General features: G+C 47.5%; 21 protein-coding genes and 2 pseudogenes. 8 read left to right on the forward strand and 15 right to left on the reverse strand.

The features are described 5' to 3' along the window. Positions 1-66: 66 nt before the first annotated feature. The 4 genes from O3C58_06895 to O3C58_06910 form a co-directional block, all read right to left on the reverse strand. The gene (locus tag O3C58_06895; GenBank protein MDA0691581.1) at positions 67-207 is read right to left on the reverse strand and encodes a TfoX/Sxy family protein; all 141 of its coding nucleotides are present in this window, start codon (positions 205-207) and stop codon (positions 67-69) included. A 320-nt stretch (positions 208-527) separates the two neighbouring features. Continuing rightward, positions 528-1,166 carry a DUF1858 domain-containing protein gene (locus tag O3C58_06900; GenBank protein ID MDA0691582.1) on the reverse strand — a complete coding sequence of 213 codons (639 nt, stop codon included), beginning with the start codon at positions 1,164-1,166 and terminating at the stop codon, positions 528-530. A 57-nt stretch (positions 1,167-1,223) separates the two neighbouring features. Further along, entirely contained in the window at positions 1,224-1,457 is a 234-nt protein-coding gene (locus O3C58_06905; protein ID MDA0691583.1) for a hypothetical protein, read from the reverse strand. 9 nt (positions 1,458-1,466) lie between these two features. Continuing rightward, positions 1,467-2,600, reverse strand: coding sequence for a glycosyltransferase (locus O3C58_06910; GenBank protein ID MDA0691584.1), 1,134 nt, complete (start codon positions 2,598-2,600; stop codon positions 1,467-1,469). A gap of 329 nt (positions 2,601-2,929) precedes the next feature. Here O3C58_06910 and O3C58_06915 point away from each other — a divergent pair, with 329 nt between their 5' ends. Next, positions 2,930-3,394 carry an SH3 domain-containing protein gene (locus O3C58_06915; protein MDA0691585.1) on the forward strand — a complete coding sequence of 155 codons (465 nt, stop codon included), beginning with the start codon at positions 2,930-2,932 and terminating at the stop codon, positions 3,392-3,394. Between the two features lie 118 nt (positions 3,395-3,512). Here O3C58_06915 and O3C58_06920 read toward each other — a convergent pair whose 3' ends face one another. The 4 genes from O3C58_06920 to O3C58_06935 all read right to left on the reverse strand — a co-directional run bounded on the left by O3C58_06920 (position 3,513) and on the right by O3C58_06935 (position 6,319). Further along, positions 3,513-4,943 (reverse strand): heavy metal sensor histidine kinase, encoded by a 1,431-nt coding sequence (locus tag O3C58_06920; GenBank protein MDA0691586.1) that lies wholly within the window; start codon positions 4,941-4,943, stop codon positions 3,513-3,515. 2 nt (positions 4,944-4,945) lie between these two features. Beyond that, a complete protein-coding gene (locus O3C58_06925; GenBank protein MDA0691587.1) occupies positions 4,946-5,614 on the reverse strand; it encodes a response regulator transcription factor in 669 nt (222 codons plus the stop codon). Then, the gene (locus O3C58_06930) at positions 5,615-5,821 is read right to left on the reverse strand and encodes a hypothetical protein (protein MDA0691588.1); all 207 of its coding nucleotides are present in this window, start codon (positions 5,819-5,821) and stop codon (positions 5,615-5,617) included. It abuts the gene before it with no gap. A 243-nt stretch (positions 5,822-6,064) separates the two neighbouring features. After that, entirely contained in the window at positions 6,065-6,319 is a 255-nt protein-coding gene (locus tag O3C58_06935) for a hypothetical protein (GenBank protein ID MDA0691589.1), read from the reverse strand. Positions 6,320-6,481: 162 nt separating this feature from the next. Here O3C58_06935 and O3C58_06940 point away from each other — a divergent pair, with 162 nt between their 5' ends. From O3C58_06940 to bcp, 6 genes are all read left to right on the forward strand, one after another. Beyond that, on the forward strand, positions 6,482-7,222 hold the full coding sequence (locus tag O3C58_06940; protein MDA0691590.1) for an SDR family oxidoreductase: 741 nt from the start codon (positions 6,482-6,484) through the stop codon (positions 7,220-7,222). Positions 7,223-7,362: 140 nt separating this feature from the next. Then, positions 7,363-8,802 carry an Asp-tRNA(Asn)/Glu-tRNA(Gln) amidotransferase subunit GatB gene (gene gatB, locus O3C58_06945; GenBank protein ID MDA0691591.1) on the forward strand — a complete coding sequence of 480 codons (1,440 nt, stop codon included), beginning with the start codon at positions 7,363-7,365 and terminating at the stop codon, positions 8,800-8,802. Positions 8,803-8,895: 93 nt separating this feature from the next. Then, positions 8,896-9,387 (forward strand): DUF1566 domain-containing protein, encoded by a 492-nt coding sequence (locus tag O3C58_06950; GenBank protein MDA0691592.1) that lies wholly within the window; start codon positions 8,896-8,898, stop codon positions 9,385-9,387. Between the two features lie 35 nt (positions 9,388-9,422). Next, a complete protein-coding gene (locus O3C58_06955) occupies positions 9,423-11,039 on the forward strand; it encodes a tetratricopeptide repeat protein (GenBank protein ID MDA0691593.1) in 1,617 nt (538 codons plus the stop codon). Between the two features lie 195 nt (positions 11,040-11,234). Beyond that, on the forward strand, positions 11,235-11,696 hold the full coding sequence (locus O3C58_06960) for a hypothetical protein (protein MDA0691594.1): 462 nt from the start codon (positions 11,235-11,237) through the stop codon (positions 11,694-11,696). Between the two features lie 32 nt (positions 11,697-11,728). Continuing rightward, positions 11,729-12,187, forward strand: a complete 459-nt coding sequence (gene bcp, locus O3C58_06965; GenBank protein ID MDA0691595.1) for a thioredoxin-dependent thiol peroxidase — start codon at positions 11,729-11,731, stop codon at positions 12,185-12,187. A 28-nt stretch (positions 12,188-12,215) separates the two neighbouring features. Here the strand turns inward: bcp and O3C58_06970 are convergent, their stop codons facing one another. Then, entirely contained in the window at positions 12,216-13,619 is a 1,404-nt protein-coding gene (locus tag O3C58_06970; GenBank protein MDA0691596.1) for a Xaa-Pro aminopeptidase, read from the reverse strand. A gap of 285 nt (positions 13,620-13,904) precedes the next feature. Between O3C58_06970 and O3C58_06975 the strand changes: the two genes are divergently transcribed. Then, positions 13,905-14,600, forward strand: a complete 696-nt coding sequence (locus tag O3C58_06975; GenBank protein ID MDA0691597.1) for an SOS response-associated peptidase — start codon at positions 13,905-13,907, stop codon at positions 14,598-14,600. On the opposite strand, the gene O3C58_06980 is transcribed toward O3C58_06975, so the two are convergent. The 6 genes and pseudogenes from O3C58_06980 to O3C58_07005 all read right to left on the reverse strand — a co-directional run bounded on the left by O3C58_06980 (position 14,583) and on the right by O3C58_07005 (position 21,023). Then, positions 14,583-15,197, reverse strand: a complete 615-nt coding sequence (locus O3C58_06980) for a methyltransferase domain-containing protein (protein ID MDA0691598.1) — start codon at positions 15,195-15,197, stop codon at positions 14,583-14,585. The two genes, O3C58_06975 and O3C58_06980, sit on opposite strands and share 18 nt — an antisense overlap. Positions 15,198-15,530: 333 nt before the next feature. Next, positions 15,531-15,877 (reverse strand): annotated as a pseudogene (locus O3C58_06985) (group 1 truncated hemoglobin). A 156-nt stretch (positions 15,878-16,033) separates the two neighbouring features. Then, positions 16,034-16,549 (reverse strand): annotated as a pseudogene (locus O3C58_06990) (methyl-accepting chemotaxis protein). A 1,716-nt stretch (positions 16,550-18,265) separates the two neighbouring features. Continuing rightward, positions 18,266-19,198: a phosphoglycerate dehydrogenase gene (locus O3C58_06995; GenBank protein ID MDA0691599.1), complete on the reverse strand. Its 933-nt coding sequence runs from the start codon at positions 19,196-19,198 to the stop codon at positions 18,266-18,268. Positions 19,199-19,314: 116 nt separating this feature from the next. Further along, entirely contained in the window at positions 19,315-19,656 is a 342-nt protein-coding gene (locus O3C58_07000; protein ID MDA0691600.1) for a DUF559 domain-containing protein, read from the reverse strand. A 176-nt stretch (positions 19,657-19,832) separates the two neighbouring features. Further along, a complete protein-coding gene (locus O3C58_07005; protein ID MDA0691601.1) occupies positions 19,833-21,023 on the reverse strand; it encodes a TraB/GumN family protein in 1,191 nt (396 codons plus the stop codon). Positions 21,024-21,242 lie beyond the last annotated feature (219 nt).

Raw genomic sequence — 21,242 nt, forward strand, 5'->3', positions numbered from 1 at the left:
CCACTAAAACAAAACCATCTCCTTAAATTGACGATTAGGAGCATTTAGTCAATTTTTAGAGGTGCCCTACAGTCTGCCACCGGCGATGATGCCAAAGAAAGCACCTGCCTGATAAAGACCGAACCCGCCGAACATCGCCTTACAATCCACCCGCTCCAACAGGTGCAATTGGTCGAGAACGAATTCTTCAAAAGAATCGTTTTCCATTTACAACCACCCTCACCTAACCTCTCCCATGAGGGAGAGGAATTTTATTAAACCTTCTCTATCTGTGTTCATCGATGGTTTCATCCATCCCCTCACCCAGCCCTTGTGATATTTCACCTTTGCCTTCATGCCCGGTACGGGTACTCACCTTGAAGGGGCGAGGAAATTTTGTACTAAATCCCCCTAACCCCCTTTTGTAAAGGGGGAATAATTGCCCCCCCTTCCGTGAAGGGGGCCGGGGGGATTTTTTTATCCTGTTTGTCCCGTTAAAATAGTTTTGTTTTGGTTTTCTCTGCGTCCTCTGCGTCTTTGCGGTAAATTTATTTTCTTATTTCAGCTCCGATCACCTGGTTGACCTCATTTAAGATGAGATCGGGGTCGACGTTGTGCATGTGTGCGGTCTCCTGCACCTGCTCGAACGCCTGACCGGGACAGGAGAAACAGCCTTCGCCGTAATGCTTTTCAAACACCGGCTTGGTTGCCGGGTAAATTTTTATCAGGCTTCCCACCAAGGTATCGGCCTGACACATTTCGCCGCGATGAATTTCTTTCCCTGAGGGAAGGTTGTCGTTTTTTTTGGATTCCTGCTTAGTGGGTGGAGATGCAGGTGCCTGCTGTTTTCCAGAGATGACAGCGTTTAATTTATTTACAAATTCGGCGCAATCCACATCGTGTTTCTTGCAGGCTTTTTCGATGCTGACGACTTTGGCGAAGGTCTTTCTCGCAGTGGGGTTGGCGAGCGATGTAAACCCGGCTTGCATGAACACCGGCATGGCTTGCGGAAACTGATCGAGGACCGTTCCCACTTTCATGTCCCCGGTGATTTCACTGGGTTTGTCGTCTTCCGTCTTCGCAGGTGACAGGACAAAATAGAGGTTATAGAACATGAATAAAAAGGCCACTCCCGCTGAAACCGCAAACAGGATAAATAGCGCGCGGAATACACCTCCTTGAAACACTGCTCCTGACGCATAAAGCGTCACCATCCCGATCAACCCGGTATTTTGCAGATAAAACTAGTATTTGACGCCTTCAGGCCACGGAACCGGACGGGCATTGAAGCGCGGCAGAACGTGAAAAGCCACTCCGGCGATGAACATCGTCATGAACCCCAGCAGGTTGAGATGAATGTGGACAAATCGTATCCGCCCCGCTAGGGAAGGTTCTACGGCCATCGCCACACCCAATACCGCTCCGATGAGGGCATAGATCAGGCTGGCTTTAATAAATAAACGTGGGTAGTTTTCCATAGAATGGGTTCAGGCCGGGTATTTTCTTCCCCGCCATTCGGTTTGCCTTTTGATGAGGGTTTGAAACATGGAGTTCAGCATGATCGCCGCCATTATAAACGCGCCGATGGGAAAAAGAAACGCGTTCCGGCGGTTGAGCCGGATTTCGTCACACAGGTGGATGGAAGCGCTCAACGTCAACAGCAATGCAACAAGAGCCACTCCCGTCAACAAGATCCCGGTTCCACTTAAAATATTCCCTAATAAAACCAGATAGGGGGTGACGAGAAAACCAAATATCACACAGATATAATACAAGGTACGAAGAACCGATTTTTTCATGGCGATGAAAATATTTTTTCTCCACCCCGTCCAGATTTCCTTAAGAGAATGATACATGCGGATCGAAAAAATGGATTTGGCATCAGCGGCCAGCAGTTTGAACCCTGCCCTTTTGGCGCGTTTCGCCAGCATGACATCTTCCAGGACTTCATCCTTTATGCTTTCATGGCCTCCGAGACTTTCATAAACTTCCTTTTTGACCATGATGAACGCACCAAACCCCATGGCGCTGGTGGAATCGGGGCTGTTTATTTTTTTGAAACGACTGAGCGCGGCGATAAAACCAAAAACCACCGGCTGCACCGCCCGCTCCCAAAACGAAACAAATTCTGTTCCCGGCATCAACGTCATCATATCCAGATCGTTCGTGGTCATATGGTATACGGCACTGGTCAGGACCCACGGCTGAAAAACGGGATCGGCATCGGTGAAAATTAAATATTCCCCTCTGGCTTTTTGCACCGCCTGATGCAGAGCGAAGGGTTTTCCCAGCCATCCACTAGGAAGCACCTGGCCTTTAAGGTGAAGCAGATTGGGGAACTCGGCGGCAAGGGACTGGATAATTTCTCCCGTGGCATCGGTCGAATGGTCGTCCACGGCGATCACTTCAAAATTTGGATAGTCCTGATGCAACAGGGACGTCAGGCAAGCCTTGATGTCACGCGCTTCATTGCGGGCCGGGACGCAGACGGAAATAAAAGGCGAGGATCGCAAGGAACCCTTCACCGGCTCCACCCGGACCAGATGGATGAGGTTCAACGCCAGATACACAACGACCGAAAAAACTAAAATAAATTGAAGAAATGTGATTAGTAATATCAAGATACAGGCCGCCTAAGCATTATATTTCTATCTCAAAAATACCCAGCATGACTTCACTATACCTTCATCTTATTGAAAAAAAATATCAAATTTAACCTTGAGAGAAAAAGAAAGGACGATTTTTCAGTTAATATTTGTTATCATCAAAGCAACAGAATTTTCTCAAGTTTTACTTTTACTTTGCGAACAAATGATCGCGAAATAAAATCTGTCACTTTCCTCGGTTTATATCTTCAAAATATCATTGAGTAATCCGGTCAGTTCCTGTGACTTGTTGAGGAAGTTTTAGTAAAAAAAATCATATCTGCAACCTTTATCCCCAAAACCTGATGCAAAAAATAATCAAACCGTTTTTCATTATTCTTTTCATGTTATTTTCGGGCCTCGAGCTTTTTCCGAAATCAAATGCGGAAGCCCTGTGTATCATTAACGATAAAGCCAACCTCCGGCAAGGGCCGGGCACACACTATGAAAAACTGTGGCAGGTTTTCAAATACATGCCCTTAAAGGAACTAAAGAAAAAAGGCGACTGGTATCGGGTGCAGGACCTCGATGGGGATATCTACTGGGTGCACAAAAAGCTGGTCACCACAAAGTACAAATGTGCGGTTATCAAGGAAAACAAAACCAACTTGCGCAAGGGCCCAGGGGCCAATCACGAACAACTCTCATGGAGTCCCGTGGATAAATATTTTTCCATGAAAGTTCTGGAAACCAAAGGGGAATGGGTCCGGGTGGAAGATAGCGCCGGAGACAAAGGCTGGGTTTACCAGCCTCTCATATGGGTTCAGTAATTTTCCATACAGGTCACGAACTGAAAGTTTGATTGATTGAAGTGACCTTTTCGAGAATGTGAAACAAAAACGGGATGGCGTGTAGTGGGAAGTTGATTAGCAGGGTTGACTACAGCATTCAGGTTTTCTGAGATTTCAACGTTGAAATTTTTGGCAGTCGGATTTTGAATTTGGTGCCGACACCCACCTCACTTTCTACCTCAATCTGCCCCTTGTGGGCTGCCACGATGTGCTTGCAGATGCTCAACCCCAGTCCGCTCCCACCCTCCTGACGTGATCGGGCTTTGTCGACCCGGAAAAACCGATTGAAGATGTTGGGGAGGTCTTCTTCGGGAATTCCAATGCCGCTATCCTGAACGGTGAAAAGAGCGGAATCCCCCTGATCCTCAAGGGAAATCTTTATCTGCCCTCCCGGCTGTGTGTATTTGATCGCATTGTGAAGAATATTCCAGACCATCTGCCGTAATCGTACCGGGTCGCCGTTGATTTCAACCGGCTCCAGAAAAGCAACGGTGATCCTGATATTTTTTTCATCCGCCAGGGCTTCCGCATGTTTAAAAATTTCGTCTATCACCTCTCTCAGGTTCATGGGTTTGCATTCCAGCTGAACCTGATTCTCATCGGACCTGGACAGGATGAACAGGTCTTCCAGAACTTTTGACATGTAGTTGATTTCCTCCAGATTGCTGGAGATGACTTCCTGATACTCTTTAACATCCCGCTCTTTATTGAGGGCCAATTCGTTCTGACCCTGAAGTACGGTGAGAGGTGTCCTGAGCTCGTGGGAGGCGTCACTACTGAACTGCCGGATTTGGGAAAATGAGCTTTCCAGACGATCCATCATATCGTTGAAGGTAGTGGCCAACTGGCCGATTTCATCTTTCACTTCCGGCACAGGAATGCGTTTACTGAGATCGACCCCGCCGCCAACTTCACGGGCCGTCTGGTTGATTTTAGATAGCGGTTTCAGAGCTCTGCGAGCCATGAGTCGACCAAACAGCGCCGCCGCCAACAGCACAAGCGGTACAGCCGTGAACAGAAAAATTTTTAGATTTTTGAGAGTTTCCTGAACCGAATCCAGAGAGGTGCCGACCTGCACCAGGTTCACCAGATCCTTGTTTCGCAATACGGGAAGGGTGATCACCCGGATCGGATGAATGCCATCGATATTGAATGTTTCGTAGGTGGTTTGGCCTTTCAGGGCTTCTGAATAGGCGACCTGGGTGAGGGGGAATTTCGAGGCATCCACATTTCTGGAACGGGAACCTACGTTGCCGGAGCCATCGTAAATCCGGTAAAACTTGTTCAGATTTGCATAACCCAGAAATTGATCAAAGAACTGTTCCAGACCAGGCAAAGGCGACTGGTTGAATTTCATCGTCGCGGAACGAGCAACCACCGTGGCGGATACTTTGAGCGAGTTATCTACACTCTCGTAAAGGCGTTTCGAGAGGAAGACATAAAGAAAAACGCTGAACAAAATCAGAACGATTCCCAGCAACACCACATACCATGCGGTCAATCGAGTCTGGATTGAATTCAACGCCATATTCATTCTTTCATGATATACCCAACACCTCGGAGGGTGTGCAGGAGCTTGTCGGGATAACTTTTATCAATCTTTTTACGCAAGTGATTGACATACACGTCTATCACATTGGTAAACGTGTCGAAGTTATAATCCCAGACATGCTCCGCGATCATGGTTCTCGTCAAGACCTTGCCCTGATTGCGCATAAAATATTCCAACACGCTGTACTCTTTTCCCGTCAGTTCAATCTCTTCCCCATTGCGGTTCACCTTGTGGCTCACCAGATCCAGGGTCAGTCCGTCGACTTGCAAAACTGTTTTGGTTTCCGCCTTGCCGCGGCGCAGTAAAACCCGGATGCGAGCAAGCAATTCCGAAAATGCAAACGGCTTTGTCAGATAATCGTCGGCGCCGGTATTCAACCCGGTCACTTTATCCTCAACTGAATCTTTTGCGGTGAGCAGAAGAATGGGGGTATCCACCTTATTTCCCCGTAACCGGGAGAGCACCTCCAAACCATCAATCACCGGAAGCATCAGGTCCAGAATAATAAGGTCATACTGGTTCTCCATGCCTAAATACAGCCCTTCTTCTCCGTCATAGGCCACATCGACAGCATAAGTTTCCTCCTCCAACCCCTTTTTAATAAAAGCGGCTACTTTTTTTTCATCTTCAACGATCAAAATACGCATTCAGGAGTCCCACTTTTTTTGAACCTTATGCAGTTCCATTTCCCCTTTAAGCATTTCGACGTGTTTTTCGCAATCTTTGAGAATAGCCTGATACATGGCCCGGCAACTATCGTCATTGGCATCGACCATCGCCTGCTTGCAGATTTTAACAGCGTCATGCGTAGCCGCCATCGCCTTGACTAGATTTTCGTTAAACTTTTTCGCCATTCTGAATGTTCCAGATAAATTATGAAGACAATACTTGACTGTCATTCTACCACATACCCCTCCTACCCCTCCGGGGCATGAGAGTTAATGAAGAGGATATCACAGGGGCATGAAGGCTATGGTGAAATTTCACAAATGCCTGCTAAGGCCTGTTCCTCTTTCTATTATTTCCACCACTCACTGCAAAAATTTGAGAACAACTTTCAACCCATAAAAAAATAAATATTCAGTGAGAGTTATTTTTCATGATCTCTTACTATCCAGTTCTTTACCGAATAAAAGCTGGACGATGATGATTCCCAGTGCAACTCCAAATAACGGAAGGTAATTGACCATTTCCAAAAGGAATTTACCAAAGGCCCCGTAATTTTTTACCAGGTTCTCAGCAAATTTAACCCCGGACTCATCCAGCCAATAAAATATAATGTTGATGATAGTCCCGCAAACAAAACCAATAAAAGCCCCAAAAATATAATAAACAATTTTTAGTATATTCATAACCCAACCCCTTGATTAAATGAAAGAAAATCCACCTGTTTTCTTTCGGAAGGACGGATTATCATGTTATATTCGGCTTTCTGGGTTCGAGGAACTTTCATTTACTTTATCTAACCATTATACATACGTTCCGGCAGAGATCAAAAACTAAGGAGAGTGCGGATGCGGCTGAAAAATAAAATTGCCATCATCACCGGCGGCGGCACGGGAATCGGCCTCAGCTGTGCCAAGCTTTTCTGCCAGGAAGGTGCGCGAGTGGTGATTTTTGGTCGCAGAAAGGACCGTTTGCAGGAAGCCGTTGCTGAAATTGGCGACCCCGCCCTGGCTGTATCAGGGGATATTACCTGCAATGAGGATATCAAGCGGCTGGTGGAAACCACTGTCAGCACCTATGGCCGGGTCGATATCCTGGTCAACAATGCCGGGATTTTTACCGGCTCCCCCGTTCACGAGATGCAAGACAGCGACTGGGACGCTATCCTCAATGTAAATTTGACCGGGGTTTTTAAATTGACTCGGGAAGTGCTTCCTCACATGATGCGTCAAAAGTCAGGAAGTCTCATCCATATCAGTTCAATCCTGGGTCTGGTAACCACTCCGAACGTGGCGGCCTATAACACGTCCAAAGGCGCCCTGAACCAGTTCAGCCGCTCCCTTGCCGTAGAGTATGGTTCTTCGGGAATCCGGTCCAATGCGGTTTGCCCCGGCCTGATCGCTACGGAAATGACCAAAGATCTTATGAACGATAAAGAATTGATGCAGGAATGGAGCAAAAATTACCCGATTGGCCGGTTCGGCCAGCCGGAAGACATCGCCTGGGCATGCCTCTTTCTGGCGAGCGATGAGTCCTCCTTTGTGACAGGAACCCTTCTTCCTGTCGATGGAGGTTACACGGCTTTATAATTTAAGGGGGTTGACTGCTTTTAAGACGGCAATTACAATACCTAAACGCACATTAACCCCCTCTATATAATGGGAATTTCCGTGCTCTCCGGAATCACAGACCACCGGTCGCTCGTAAAATTTTTAGAAATTACTATCAAATGAAGTACGAAATCGTGATTGGGCTGGAAGTACATGCCCAATTGAAGACCCAGACAAAAATTTTCTGCTCCTGCTCGACCGAATTTGGCCGCCCGGCTAACGAAAATACCTGCCCAATCTGTCTGGGCATGCCAGGTGTTTTGCCGGTGTTGAACAAACAGGCCGTCGATTTCGCTATAAAAGCCTGTCTGGCGACTTGCTGCCAGGTCAACTCGCACAACCAGTTCGACCGAAAAAATTATTTCTACCCGGATCTCCCCAAGGGGTATCAAATCACTCAGCTCGATCTTCCCATTGGCGAGCACGGCCACATCAATATCGAAGTGGATGGCAAGAAAAAGTGCGTTGGCGTGACACGCATCCATATGGAGGAAGATGCGGGAAAATTGATTCATGGGGAAAATATGGATTCTCCGGGGAAAAGTTACGTGGATTTAAACCGCACCGGGACCCCGCTCATAGAAATCGTCAGCGAACCGGATCTCCGTTCCCCTGAAGAAGCCAGGGAATATTTGACGCAGTTGAAGGCGATTCTCGAATACACCGAGGTGAGCGATTGCAATATGGAGGAAGGCAGTCTACGCTGTGACGCCAATATCTCTCTGCGGCCTGTAGGGCAAAAAGAATTTGGAACCCGGACGGAGCTTAAAAATCTGAACTCCTTCCGGTTCGTGCAAAAAGCCATCGAATATGAGGTGGAACGGCAAACCCAGATCCTGGAGCAGGGGGACAAGGTGATCCAGGAAACCCGGCTCTACGATTCCGATAAGGGCGTGACCCGCTCCATGCGAAGCAAGGAGGAGGCGCACGATTACCGTTATTTTCCGGAACCGGACCTGGTACGGCTAATGATAGCCCCGGAGGAAATTGAAAAGATCCGGAAAACGATTCCCGAACTGCCGGAACAAAAACGGCAACGGTTTGTTACGGAGCATGAAATCCCCGAATACGACGCGGGTGTTCTGACATCTTCGCTTGCTTTAGCTAACTATTATGAGGAATGTATTGCTCTTTTGGCGCAACCCAAAATCATCAGCAACTGGGTCATGGGAGATCTGTTACGCGAATTAAAAAATGACGATCGGGAAATCGAAAATTGCCCGCTGACCCCTGAGGCGTTGACCGATCTTCTGAAATTGATCGAAAAAGGCACCATCAGCGGAAAGATGGCAAAAACAGTTTTTGAAGAAATGTATCAATCCGGCAGGCCGGCGGACGAAATCGTCAAACAAAAAGGAATGACGCAAATTTCAGACAGTGGCGCGATTGAAAAGATGATCGACGACGTTATAAGCGCCAATCCGCAACAACTGGAAGGTTATCGCAACGGGAAAGAAACACTTTTGGGATACTTTGTCGGTCAGGTCATGAAAGCCAGTAAAGGTCAGGCCAACCCGGCTCTGGTCAACCAGCTGTTAAAGGATAAACTCGCGCCATAATGAATTCACCCTCAATTAAGATTTGATCGAACCATGTTATCACCGGCATTCACAAAAAATTTAAAACTTCCTTGGGCCGCCTTCTTTTTTTTCATGGCTCTGGCTGTCATCTTAACGGGAAGCGTTTCTGGTGAATCCCAGGACATTAAATATTCCGAGGACAAACGCTTCATCGATAACGACGACAAAACCGTCACCGACACGCAAACCGGGCTCCTGTGGATGCAGGAAGACTCCTACCAGTATAAAGGCCACTGGTTGAACTGGTTTCAGGCTTTTGATTACATTAAAGAACTCAACGAGGAAAGATTTGCAGATTACCTGGACTGGAGACTCCCGACGATCAAGGAATTGACCACACTCTATGAAGCGGAAAAATTTAATGGCAAGCAGGTAGGTTCCGAAATGAATCTGCGCATGGACCCCATTTTCGCCAAGGAAGGAAGCGGCACCCTTTGGACCTCCGAAAACAATGGCAACTACAATGCCTTCGGCGTGGTTTTTAATACCGGACAAAAGTTCAACAGTTCTAAAAGAAAAAAAGCGCGCCGGGCAATCAGAGCCGTCCGGCATTTAAACCCTTAGGGAAAACCTGTTTATTTAGAAAGTCCTATTTTATTATGAAACGCACCTGTCTGTTTGTACTATTTGCCCTGTTCAGCTTTGTTTATTTGTCGCCGGTGGCAGAAGCCACATTTCCTGGCAAAGCCATCTCTCATTGGTATCTGGCGGAAACCACAGATCATAAAGACCCCGATTATGAAAAAGTGCGCGAATTGGTGCGGGAGAAAAAACTCAAGGAGGCAATGGCTGTTCTCGATGAAAAAATAAAAAATTCCCCAAAGGAAACAACGGCTATTATGTTGAAGGGCCTGCTGCACAATGAAATGGGTGAATACGGGAAAGCTTTGAATGTGATCATGGCAGAAAGCCGGAGAGAACAAAAACATCCGGCGGTCCACTTTGCGTATTGTCAGATTTACCGCAACCTGGGAAATATTGAGCTGTCACAGCGAGCCTGCATCATCTCCGCTGACCAACACTATCAGGTGCCCGAGGCCCACTACGAATATGCCCAGACGTTGGCCATTCAGGGGGAAATGTCACCTGCCCTCAAGGAACTGCAAACAGCCGCCAAGCTGGACCCAAAAAACGTTCAGTACCCCATTGAAATGGGGATGATCGCTCTATATCTGGATCAAAATGATGAAGCGGAAAAATACTTTCTGCAAGCCTTGTCTCTGGACCCGGAGAATCTCGACGCGGCTTATGAGATCGCCTATTTATACGCAACACAGAAGAAATCGGAACTGGCAAAAAAATATATCTATCAAATCCTGGAAACCCGGCGGATCGACCCAAAACTCGATTCGGCAAAACTTCTCCTAGGTTACATTAGCAAAAATAACGAGGACAAACTCAACCGCAAAATCATCCCGCATATATATCATTTGAGCCGATCCCAGTCTTACTACCAGGCGGGCAAGTACGGGCTGTCCCTGATTGAAGTGCAAACCGCCGCCCGTCTCAAACCCGATGATTTGAAAATTCAGGAAATCCTGATCGGAATGTGCAGTGTCCTGTTCCGCCTTGACCTCGAAGAAAAAACGATCCACAACTTTATTGAGCTGGTTAAGGGTAAGGATGATTTGCAAGGAAAAGCTTATCAGGAATTAGGAGACATCCGCGTCACTCAAGGAAAATTAGCTGAAGCGCGTCAGTTTTATGAAAAAGCACTCTCTTTAGGAGATCCTGGCAACTTTGCAAAAATCACCCTGGCGCAATTTCCCGAGGCTTCGGCTGGCGATCCCTCTCTCCACAATCCCAACGAGCTATTTATAAAGCCCACCCATGCCCTCAACCGCAAGGGTGAGATCTTTGCTCATTACAAAATGTATGACCGGGCGATCGCCATCTATTCCATGGTGACCCGAATGGACCCGCAGCATCTGGATAGTGTCCTGAACACGGCCACAGCTTATTATCAATCCGAAAAATATGACCGCGCCATTTCAATTTTGGAGCGGTTACTGGTCACCCACCCGTCGCACGACCATATCCTGACCCATCGTTTTCTTCTCGCTCAGGCTTATGTCAAAAAAGGTGACCTGGAGGGTGGTTTAAAAAATATCCGGTGGGTCCTCAAACGGAACCCCGAAATGAAAAATACGGTCAAAGCCAGCCCGGTTTTTCAGCCTCTTCAAGGGAATACGGATTTCATGGAACTGGTTAAGTAGAGTCACCCGGAAACGTTCCTATCGAACCTCCGAATTTTATTAGACAGGAAAGCCGATTTCCCAGGCCAGGCGTGGACAACATAAAGTTTGACTTTATTTTTCCTTTCCTGTTAGTCTTGACTTTACATTGACTTTTCCATGACCCTAAAACCCCTCGTAAGCAAAAGGGGATTTTCAGCCCGAGGAGTGCCTAATATGTCCTTGAACAACATATCCCGCCAATTTTTTGATGTACCAGTAAAGTCACTTTTTACTATCTTCATGCTCTCCTTTTTTTCAATCAGCGGACTTGCAACCGCTTCAGCGGCTGATATTTGCAAAGAGGGAAAGAGGGATTTAGTCAAAAGTTTTGATGTCATTCAGGAAAAAGGTGGAATGTGGGGATTCATGGAAAAAGTTTCCGGTTTGAAGGAAAAGTCCGTTATTGGGTTGCAAGCCGATGGCAAAGTGAGGCGCACCGTCGGTATTTTTGAAGAAATGTGTGAGGATGGGAAAATACCAACTCCCGCGCTGTACGATGAAATCCAGAGTCTGATAGGGGATGGGCGGATGGTGTTTAACATGAACCCGGACCGGACGGCCCCGAAACTAATTATGGAACGCATCAACGCGGTGAACGAGAAAGCCACAGCCCTTTTAACAAAATTGGGCGAATGAACCCAGGCGAGATTTAAGAGGAATATTGCTTTATGCTTAAAGAAGGAAATAAGGCGCCCGACTTCACCGCCATCGACCAAAACGAAAACAAAGTAAAGCTCAGTTCCTTCAAGGGTAAAAAAAATGTGGTCCTGTATTTTTACCCGAAAGACATGACTCCCGGATGCACCACCGAAGCCTGTGACTTTAAAGACAATTTCAAAAATTTTAAAGATACGGTTGTCCTGGGTGTCAGTATCGACTCGCCCGAGAGACATCAAAAATTCATCGCCAAGCACGACCTCCCCTTTGATTTGATTTCAGACGTGGATCAAAAAGTCGTCAACAAATACGGCGTCTGGCAGGAAAAAAGCATGTATGGGAAAAAGTTCATGGGGATCGTTCGCAGTACTTTCATCATCGACAAAGAAGGCGTGCTCCGGAAAATTTACCCTAAGGTGAAAGTAAAAGGACACGTGGATGAGGTGATGGAGGTTCTTAAAGGAATTTGATTGCAAGGATCGCCCGGCAATCCCTCCCCTACTTTTTCGCCATCAATCGTTCGATCTCCGCAACCGTCTTGGGGATTTTCCGCGACATGTTGCGACAACCCGTTTCGTGGATAAGCAGGTTGTCTTCAATGCGGATACCGATTTCTTCATCATAGGTCCTGCCGTTCAGCTTGATCTTGAACTCCCCATACAACCCCGGCTCGTTGCTGATCAGCCACCCCGTTTTCATAGGCTCCGATAAGTAATTTCGGAAGGGATCGCCGTCGTGCTCCTGTTCGCCCATCAGGTGACTGACGCCATGCGGCCTGTTGTTGTATTTAAGTTTGCATTTACCCCCGGCCTTCTGAAACACGTTTTCCAGATCCGCATTGACAGAACCCCAGCAACAGTCATTCAGTTCGTCTATCGTCACCCCCGTTTTGGCTTTCTTCTCGACGGCCTTTTGCGCCCTCAATACAATTTCATAGAGCATTTTCTGCAACGGATTGAACTTGCCGGAGGCAGGAACGGTGCGGGAAATATCCGCATGCATCGTCATCCAACGGACGCCAAAGTCGATCAGCACCAGTTCGTTACGGGAAAAGTCATCGTCGTTTTTCATGTAATGCAACACCGTGGCATTATGACCTGACGCCACGATGGAAGGAAAACTGAGACCATACGGAGAATGCATCAGCATCTGCCCTTCCAGAAAACCCTGAACCTGATACTCGTTACTAAAACTTCTGAAATTTTTAAGGGTGGTTTTGAAGGCGTTTCCAGTAATATCACTGGCCTTTTGCGTGCTCTCTATATCATATTCATCCAATGGCAGTCGCAGAGCAAAATGGCCTTTCATGATATTGACCAATCCATTTCCAGAAGATTTCCAGGAGCGCATCCAGCGGGACAACCGGGATTTGAAGTTCCAGTTATGATCGGTGGTGATTTCCACCTTTTTACCGTTTTTGGTGCCTTCGATCCACAAAGTTCCCAGCTGTTTGTTCTTCTGCTTTAAAAACCTTTCTTTAAGGACTTTCTGTAAATCCCGGATGTCGCGCACATCTTTAATACCCGTCACTTTCTGAGCTTCGCGAACACTTTTTTCATCGCCCACGCCAAACCGAATCCCGTTCCAGAATTCAAGTTTCAAATCTTTCTCAGCCACAAAAAGAATTTCATCCGATTCTTTGGAATCCGGGTCCAGAAGCAACACCACGTCGGATTGGTTGATGCCGGTCAAATACATCATGGAGGGTTCCTGATAGGTTGCGCAGTAGGCGTAGGACCATACGGTTTGTCCTTCCGGCCCGTAAGGGACGCCGGTGATCACCATCAATTTTTGCTCCCGATCCATTAATTTTTTTCTCCGCTCGCGAAAGCGGCGTTTGGCGAACTTTCCCGCCCCGCCATCTCTGAAGATTCCTGTATAAGTTTTCTTTATATTTTTCATATCGCAGAATTAAAAATTGATAAGGTTTTCTTTAATAACCTATTATTATAGGGCATCTCTAAAAATTAGTTTATTACAGGAAATCGAACACTGTACAAGGATTTCTTATATTGGTGGCACGGGCGACCTATCCTTAAATTTAAGGGCAGGTCGCCTGTTCCACTAAAACAAAGCCATCTCCTTAAGTTGACGATTAGGAACATTTAGTCAATTTTTAGAGATACCCTATATTCATATTATCGGGTTTGCGCGATTTTTCCAATACAACCAACCTCTTTTTAGATTATGTGCGGACGCTACACCCTGACCAAACCAGCCAAATCGATTCAATCTCATTTTGGGCAAATCGAATTTAATTTTGAGCACCGGGAACGCTATAACATCGCGCCCACCCAGGAATGTCCGGTGATCGCTGTCCAGCAAGGAAATCGGCAGTTGCTGGCCATGCGTTGGGGGTTGGTTCCGCCGTGGGCCAGGGACGAAACAATGGCGGCAAAAATGATCAACGCCCGAGCGGAAACCGTTCAGGAAAAACCCAGTTTCAAACAGTCTTTTAAAACCAAACGTTGTCTGGTCCCCGCTGATGGATTTATAGAATGGAAAAAAACCGCCTCTGGAAAACAACCGCACTACTTCACCCGGAAAGGCAAGGGGCTTTTCGCCTTTGCCGGCATCTGGTCGGAATGGGAAAAAGACGGCGTCCTTCTATGGACGTTTTCACTAATCACCACGGCCTGCAATGCCCTGGTACAACCCATTCATCATCGGATGCCTGTTATCCTGGCTCCTGATGATTATGAAACCTGGCTCAACGCCGCCTTCGACGCAAAGACCCTGCAATCGCTACTCACGCCCTTTCCCGCGAACCTGATGGAGATGATTGCCGTTTCGCAGGAAATCAACTCCGCAAAAAATGACCGGATGGAATGTCTGCAACGTACGGTTCCTCAAGAAACGCAACCCTTACTTTTTCCTGAGTAACCCCAGCAACTCTTTATCTTTTCTTTTCTCGACCGAGTGAGGCGTTCTCTCGAGAGTTTCAATATCAAACTCGTCGGAAAAGTGTTCGAGGATATCCGCAGGCGTGGTGTTGAAAGGCGGCCCGCCTTTTTCGTTGGTTTCATAAAAAAGACCCGCCAGCAAACCACCTTTCTTTATAATCCGCGCCGCCGTTTCGACATAGGCAGAACGTCTGGACGGATGAATGGCGCAAAAAAACGCCTGCTCCAGCATGAGATCGTAACGCGAGATATGATTGTCACCCAACTCGAAAAAATCCTGATGCAGGATGTCGGCCTGCACACCTTTTTCCTGCAGTGATCGGGAAAGCAATTCCACAGCTCCGGGGGCATAATCTAATCCTGTAACCTGAAACCCATTCCCCGCCAGAAACAAGACCTCGTGCCCCCGCCCGCAACCGGGAATGATCACCCTCCCCTGTCCCAATTTCCCCTCTTCCCACAGCCGGACGAAAGGCGGAGCGACCTGGCCTAAATCCCAGCGCAGATCATCTTCGGCATAATGTTTCTGCCAGTCGTCTCTGCCGTATCCATCATTTGAGTTTTGCGAGCTATCCATAGTTAGAAAATATCAGGAGTTCGAGGCGCACCGAAAGCCGCCGTTAATATAGCGGGTCTCCGGCTCATAACTCTCCCGATAGGTGTGGCGAAGAATGTGGCTTTGACTGAAAACTTCATAAAACCCTTTAAGAACTGTGGCTATTCTAATAATTTTACATGGAAATTATTAAAGAATAAACCTTTGATATATTCAGAGTTTTGCCCAAAAGAAAAAGGGCAATGAAGACATTGCCCTTTTTCCAATAAGAATTGTTTTAATGAGACCCCCGCCTCAATCAGATCAAGGGGCCCTCTTTTTACTAGAATATTTTTAAATTTTTCCTAACATCTTTTATCGGTTCAGCACATCGTCCTTGACCGAACGAGCGATCTGAGCCGCTTCCCGAATCAGGTCGTTGGGAACGTTCAATTCCGTTAAAGTAGCGCCCAGGTGTTGCATCACGGCATCGAAGTGAGTCGAATTCATCCCCTTCGCAACCAAATCCTTATGTGCATCGCGCATATTTTTTCCCGAATAGTTCGGCGCGCCGCCAAAGGCATAGGTTAAAAAGGCTTTTTTTACTTGTTTCGTTGCCGGTTCATATCGACCCCGTCAAAGAACGGTTTTAATTTGCGGTCGGCTATGACCTTTTCATAAAAAATATCAACCGCGGCGTTGACTGCTTCTTTGCCGCCGATTTTTTCAAATAAAGTTTTATTTAAAGTTTTTTTTTTACCGCCGCTGGAATCACCGGTATCGGCTCCGTTGACAAGCGCCTGCAGTTCCGTAGCCAACTTGGACAGCTCCGTTGCCGCCGTCTGGGAATCAATCGCTCCCTGGGTGGTGCTTGCGGCGGCTTGCGCCACTCCAGCAATATTTTCAGATATTTCCCCGGACCCTTTGGCGGCTTCGGAAACATTTCGCGCCATTTCATTGGTCGTCGCCGTTTGTTCCTCCACGGCGCTGGCAATGGTGTTGGAGATATCGTTGATCTCGTTGATTACCTTGGTGATCTCTCTAATTGCCTCCACCGAACTCTTGGTATCTATCTGAATGGCCTGTATTTTGCTGCTGATTTCTTCCGTAGCCTTGGCCGTCTGATTTGCCAGCGCCTTGACTTCGCTGGCAACCACGGCAAACCCTTTACCGGCCTCACCGGCCCGGGCCGCCTCAATGGTCGCGTTAAGTGCCAGAAGGTTGGTTTGTTCGGCGATGGAGGTGATGACTTTGATCACCTGCCCAATTTCTATCGAACTTTCTCCAAGCTTGGTTACCGTAGCGTTGGTTTTCTCAGCAAGATTGACCGCCGACTGGGCGGTTTTGGCCGCATGACCGGCACTTTGTGAAATCTCCTTGATACTTGCGCTCATCTCTTCGGTTCCGGACGCCACAGTTTGAATATTTGTACTGACTTGTTCTGCAGCGGCGGCAACCACTGTAACCTGGGCAGAGGTCTCTTCCGCATTGGCGGCCATCTGCTGACTCACGGCGGTCAATTCTTCCGAGGAGCTTGCCAGAATCTGAGCTTTCTCGGTCACCCCATCCAGAATCCTCTTCATTTTCTCGCTGGTCTCTTTCTCATTACGTTCCATTTCCAGTCTTTTGGTGATCACTGACCAACTGACCATGGCGCCCATATAGTTACGATTTGGATCGTAGATGGCGCTGACTAAAAGATCCAGAACTTCGGGCCCCACTTGAATCTCGGCTTGATGCGGGAGATTTTTGGGGTCGGAAAGTATCTTGCGCTGATGCGCGGGGTTCTTGTGAAAGATATCGATCGACTGCCCCACCAGGTTGTCCACCTTGTCTGGAAGGTGTTGCTCCAAAGTCTTTAAGGTTTTAGAAGATGCCGGATTCATAAACTGAAGAATGAGGTCGGTGTCCGCGTACATGATGTTGATCGGAGCGTTTTCCATCATCGATGTCACCTGGGCGGCTTTAGTTTCCAATTCCAGCTTTTTAGTTATTACTTCCCAACTGACCATGGCGCCCATATAGTTCTTGTCTTTATCGTAGATGGGGCTGACCAGAAGATCCAGAACTTCGGGTCCCACTTGAATATTGGCTTGATGTGGGAGATTTTTGGGGTCGGAAAGTATTTTCCTCTGATGTGCAGGGTTTTTATGAAAGATGTCGATCGACTGGCCAATCAGGTTGTCTACCCGGTCCGGCAGATATTGCTCCAAGGTTTTTAAAGTTTTTGTCGAGATAGGATTCATATAGCGAAGAATGAGATCTGTGTCTGCGTACATGATGTTGATCGGAGCATTTTCCATCATCGATGTCACCTGGGAGACCTGAAGATCGGTCTTTTTCTTTTCAGTGATGTCGTCCCAACTCACAACATACCCGGCCAGCTGGCCATTTTGGCCATGAACGCCATTGATTTTTGCCGCTAGTGTAACAGTGCCAAAGGAAAACTCCGCCGTATGGGGTAAAGACCTGGGGTCCCGCAAAATCCTCTCGATCTTATCGGGATTGCGGTGAAACCGGTGGATCGACCCGCCAACCAGATCTTCTAAGGCTACGCCAAACTCTTTTCTTATGTCATCCCTGATCAGGGACAAAGTATCTTTGGCTTTTTCATTGGCATAGATAAGATTAAATTGAGGATCTGCAAAAAGCAGGTTCACTTGCATACTTTCCAAACTGGCAAGTAAATTTTCAGAAGATTTCAACAATGCCGACTTGCCTTTTCCCCCGTTCTTAAAAATACGAAAAATAAAAGGAACTTGAGATCCAGTTTTTTCCATTACATGCGCCATATGCCAACTCTCCTAAAAAGGATGTAGTGATTTTCTATAAATAATATCGCTAGCAGGATAATTGAAAACAACCCTAGCGAGTATAAACTAACAAAAATACTATAAATTTACATATAAATTACTGAAAAGTAAATAAATTACTATCGGATAAGCCTAAATTTAGCAATATTTACCTTTGGTTTTCCGAAAAAAATATAGAGGAGAGCCTATTTTATACTTAAAAAATTCAAGGAATGGGAAAGGAAGAGGCAGGTCAGGTTTGGCGGGTTGAAATGATAACAATGAAGAATTAATTTGGTTCCGGGATATCGGTTTTTATCATCCAAAAAAAGACTTGAGATGCGAAATGGCGGCCCGCCCCATCGCCTCCACCGCTTCAAGGGTGTTGCCGCCTATATGGGGGGTTGCCATCAGGTTGGGGAGAGCCAGAAACTCCGAATCCTCAGGCGGTTCCTGAGAAAACACATCCAGCGCCGCCCCGGCGATGCCTCCATTTTTCAGGCTCGCATTCAATGCATTCTGATCAACAACCTCCCCACGGCTGGTATTGATCAAATAGGCTGTTGATTTCATTCGTATTAGAACCTTTTCATCGATCATATTGCAAGTACTCTCGGTTAACGGCACATGCAGGGTGAGGAGTTCCGACTGTTCGATGACTTCATCGAGGCTGGCGATGGTGGCTCCGTGTTGCCGGCAAAATTCTGTTTTATCGATGACATCCTGCACCAGAACTCGGCATTTAAACGGGGCCAACAGGCGCACGACTTCGGACCCCACATGGCCGCAACCGATCACTCCCACCGTTCTCCCGGTCAATTGGATGCCCCCGTCCTTCTGCCAATCGTTCTGCTTTAAAGCAAATCCTCTGGAAAAGGTGTTGTGACAGAGGCCGATCATGAAGCCTAAAGTCAATTCCGCCACGGAAAGCCTGTTGACCCCGGCGGTCCAGCCGAATTTTACCTGATGACGGCGCAGGGCCTCCTGATCGATCGTGTCCAGGCCGACGCCGTATTTGGCGATGATTTTCAACTTGGGCAAAGCCTGCAACACATTCTCGTTGATGGGGTCCCTGCCGATGATGGCCCCCTCGGAATTTGACAGGAAGGCGATCAGCTCGGATTCGGAAAGATAACGACCTTTATCATTAAATGTGGTATTTGGAAACGATTTGCAAAGCTCGTCCCGAAGAATTGCAGATTTGCAAAAGGCTGGCGGGGTGACGGCAATTTTTATAGAGGCGGTTTGCATAAGTCCGATGGTTCGGGTTTTACAATGTTTTAGAAACCCAAGCTTTCCAGCTATGAAAAAGGGTTTCCTCCTCTCCTCCATTGGAGGAGAGGACTGAGGTGAGGAGGAATAAAAATTTATTTTTCCTCTAGCGCTTTTAGTATAACTTCCAGGATCGCTTCTGTTTCTTTTAGAACCTGATCGTTCCAAAACCTAAGAACTCGATAACCCTGAGTTTCCAAAAATTGAGTGCGTTCGTCATCTGCCTTTTTTCTTTCCACATGCTGACCGCCATCCACTTCTATGGCCAATAGCTTTTCAGGGCAGGCAAAATCAACGATAAATTTTTTGATAGGATGTTGTCGACGGAATTTGTATCCTACAAGTTGACGATTTCGGAGCAATGACCACATTCTTTTTTCTGCATCGGTTGAGTTTTTACGAAGGTTTCTGGATTTAGATTTGGACTTGGGTTTCATTGTTCCCCTCACCCAACCCTCGCCCCTTTGGGGCGAGGGATTATTTTAATAAAACCCAACCAACCTCACACCTGGTCTCTCACCCTATGGGCACTCCCACAAAATGGGCAAAGAGGTTTCCCCCTCTCCTCCATTGGAGGAGAGGGCTGAGGTGAGGAGAAATCGGTCATGTCTCGTCACCCAAAAATCTGGCTCACAATCGACGCTCCGGCCACATACGTCCCGATCGCCGACCCCATATTGGCAAGGAAAAAAATCATCAAAACCCGCACCACCCGGTTTTTCCACCACATCTTCATGGACCCCATGTCCTCGCGCAGGGCTTCAAAGTCACTCACCTTGGGCTTGCGCAGGTAGGATTCCACCAGACCGACCACCATTCCAGCGCCGACGGTCGGGTTCAGCGAGGTGAGTGGCGCGGCCACAAAAGCCGTCAGGATGGACAACGGATGCGCCAACCCAATCGCGGCGCCCAGGGCGCTAAAACCTCCGTTCACCACCACCCAGGTGATAACAAGTTGCATTCCCAGTTCCGGCGATTTGCTGTAACCCACATAAAACATGCTGAGGATCAATATGCAGATACCCCAGCCGATATAATATCCAACCTTGCCGGGGACGGGCTTTTCGTCCAATTCCTGCAAGCGCTTGTCATCCGGCGGATTGGAAAACGCCGGGACCATGCCGATGAGATGCCCTGCCCCAACGACCGCGAGGATATTTTTCGGCCCCTCTGGCAACTTGGCCAGACGGATCAAATTGCCCGTCATGTACTCATCCCGCTCATCGATAAGAACCTGTTTGAATTCCGGCAGGGCTTCTCCAAACTCCTCCACCACCGTCTGCAACATATCGCCATTTTTGAGTTCTTCAATCTGTTTCTCGCTCACTTCCTCGCCCACAAAAATACCCGCCACCAGTCCCGAGAAGATCTTCAGTTTTTGCCAGAAGGAAACACGGGTGACCATGCGTTGCAGGGTGATGGTGATATTGCGGTCGATCACTTCCAGCCGAATATCCTTTTCCTTGGAGAGCTGGATGGCCCGGACCATTTCCTGACCGGCTTCGACCCCCACCTTCTGGGCCAACCGCTTCTGATAGGCCGAAAGCGCCAGATTGACCAGTAAAAGTGTGGCTTTTTTCTGCCGGAAGACCTGGTAGATATCCATGTTTTTCCACCACGACCGGTTGACCAGATTTTCAAACCGGGGCTGGCAAAGCTCCACAGCAATGCAGTCGTATTTTCCGCTTTCAATGTGTTCTTCCACCAACTCGACACTTTGTTTGGACACATGCGCGGTGCCAACCAACGTAATGGTTGCATCGCCCACCTGAATGGTTTTCACTACTTCCTGATTGGATGCCACAAAATGCCTTTCTTTAATGAGCGCTACAAAAATTACAATCGAATGTAACTATTGGGTCCAGCGGTGTGCTTGCCTGGAAGAATGTTTCGCGTCGTGAGCAAGCTCGCCCTCCGCGAAGGAGTTGAGGAGAGAAACAGCGGATTGTGCTGATTCGCATAGCTCCAGTTTCCTTAATTTACCATAAAAATTATGCTATTTTAAATTCACTATTCCATGAAC

It is taken from the genome of Nitrospinota bacterium (assembly GCA_027619975.1).
Lineage (GTDB): Bacteria > Nitrospinota > Nitrospinia > Nitrospinales > VA-1 > JADFGI01.

Bases quoted from the DNA above. Each gene is read 5' to 3' on its own strand.
- gatB (MDA0691591.1), top strand. From the start codon at position 7,363: ATGAAGTACGAAATCGTGATTGGGCTGGAAGTACATGCCCAATTGAAG.
- O3C58_06925 (MDA0691587.1), bottom strand. From the start codon at position 5,614: ATGCGTATTTTGATCGTTGAAGATGAAAAAAAAGTAGCCGCTTTTATT.
- O3C58_06905 (MDA0691583.1), bottom strand. From the start codon at position 1,457: ATGGAAAACTACCCACGTTTATTTATTAAAGCCAGCCTGATCTATGCC.
- bcp (MDA0691595.1), top strand. From the start codon at position 11,729: ATGCTTAAAGAAGGAAATAAGGCGCCCGACTTCACCGCCATCGACCAA.
- O3C58_06955 (MDA0691593.1), top strand. From the start codon at position 9,423: ATGAAACGCACCTGTCTGTTTGTACTATTTGCCCTGTTCAGCTTTGTT.
- O3C58_06940 (MDA0691590.1), top strand. From the start codon at position 6,482: ATGCGGCTGAAAAATAAAATTGCCATCATCACCGGCGGCGGCACGGGA.
- O3C58_06915 (MDA0691585.1), top strand. From the start codon at position 2,930: ATGCAAAAAATAATCAAACCGTTTTTCATTATTCTTTTCATGTTATTT.
- O3C58_06960 (MDA0691594.1), top strand. From the start codon at position 11,235: ATGTCCTTGAACAACATATCCCGCCAATTTTTTGATGTACCAGTAAAG.
- O3C58_06995 (MDA0691599.1), bottom strand. From the start codon at position 19,198: ATGCAAACCGCCTCTATAAAAATTGCCGTCACCCCGCCAGCCTTTTGC.
- O3C58_06970 (MDA0691596.1), bottom strand. From the start codon at position 13,619: ATGAAAAATATAAAGAAAACTTATACAGGAATCTTCAGAGATGGCGGG.
- O3C58_06920 (MDA0691586.1), bottom strand. From the start codon at position 4,943: ATGGCGTTGAATTCAATCCAGACTCGATTGACCGCATGGTATGTGGTG.
- O3C58_06930 (MDA0691588.1), bottom strand. From the start codon at position 5,821: ATGGCGAAAAAGTTTAACGAAAATCTAGTCAAGGCGATGGCGGCTACG.
- O3C58_06895 (MDA0691581.1), bottom strand. From the start codon at position 207: ATGGAAAACGATTCTTTTGAAGAATTCGTTCTCGACCAATTGCACCTG.
- O3C58_06950 (MDA0691592.1), top strand. From the start codon at position 8,896: ATGGCTCTGGCTGTCATCTTAACGGGAAGCGTTTCTGGTGAATCCCAG.
- O3C58_07000 (MDA0691600.1), bottom strand. From the start codon at position 19,656: ATGAAACCCAAGTCCAAATCTAAATCCAGAAACCTTCGTAAAAACTCA.
- O3C58_06975 (MDA0691597.1), top strand. From the start codon at position 13,905: ATGTGCGGACGCTACACCCTGACCAAACCAGCCAAATCGATTCAATCT.
- O3C58_06980 (MDA0691598.1), bottom strand. From the start codon at position 15,197: ATGGATAGCTCGCAAAACTCAAATGATGGATACGGCAGAGACGACTGG.
- O3C58_06935 (MDA0691589.1), bottom strand. From the start codon at position 6,319: ATGAATATACTAAAAATTGTTTATTATATTTTTGGGGCTTTTATTGGT.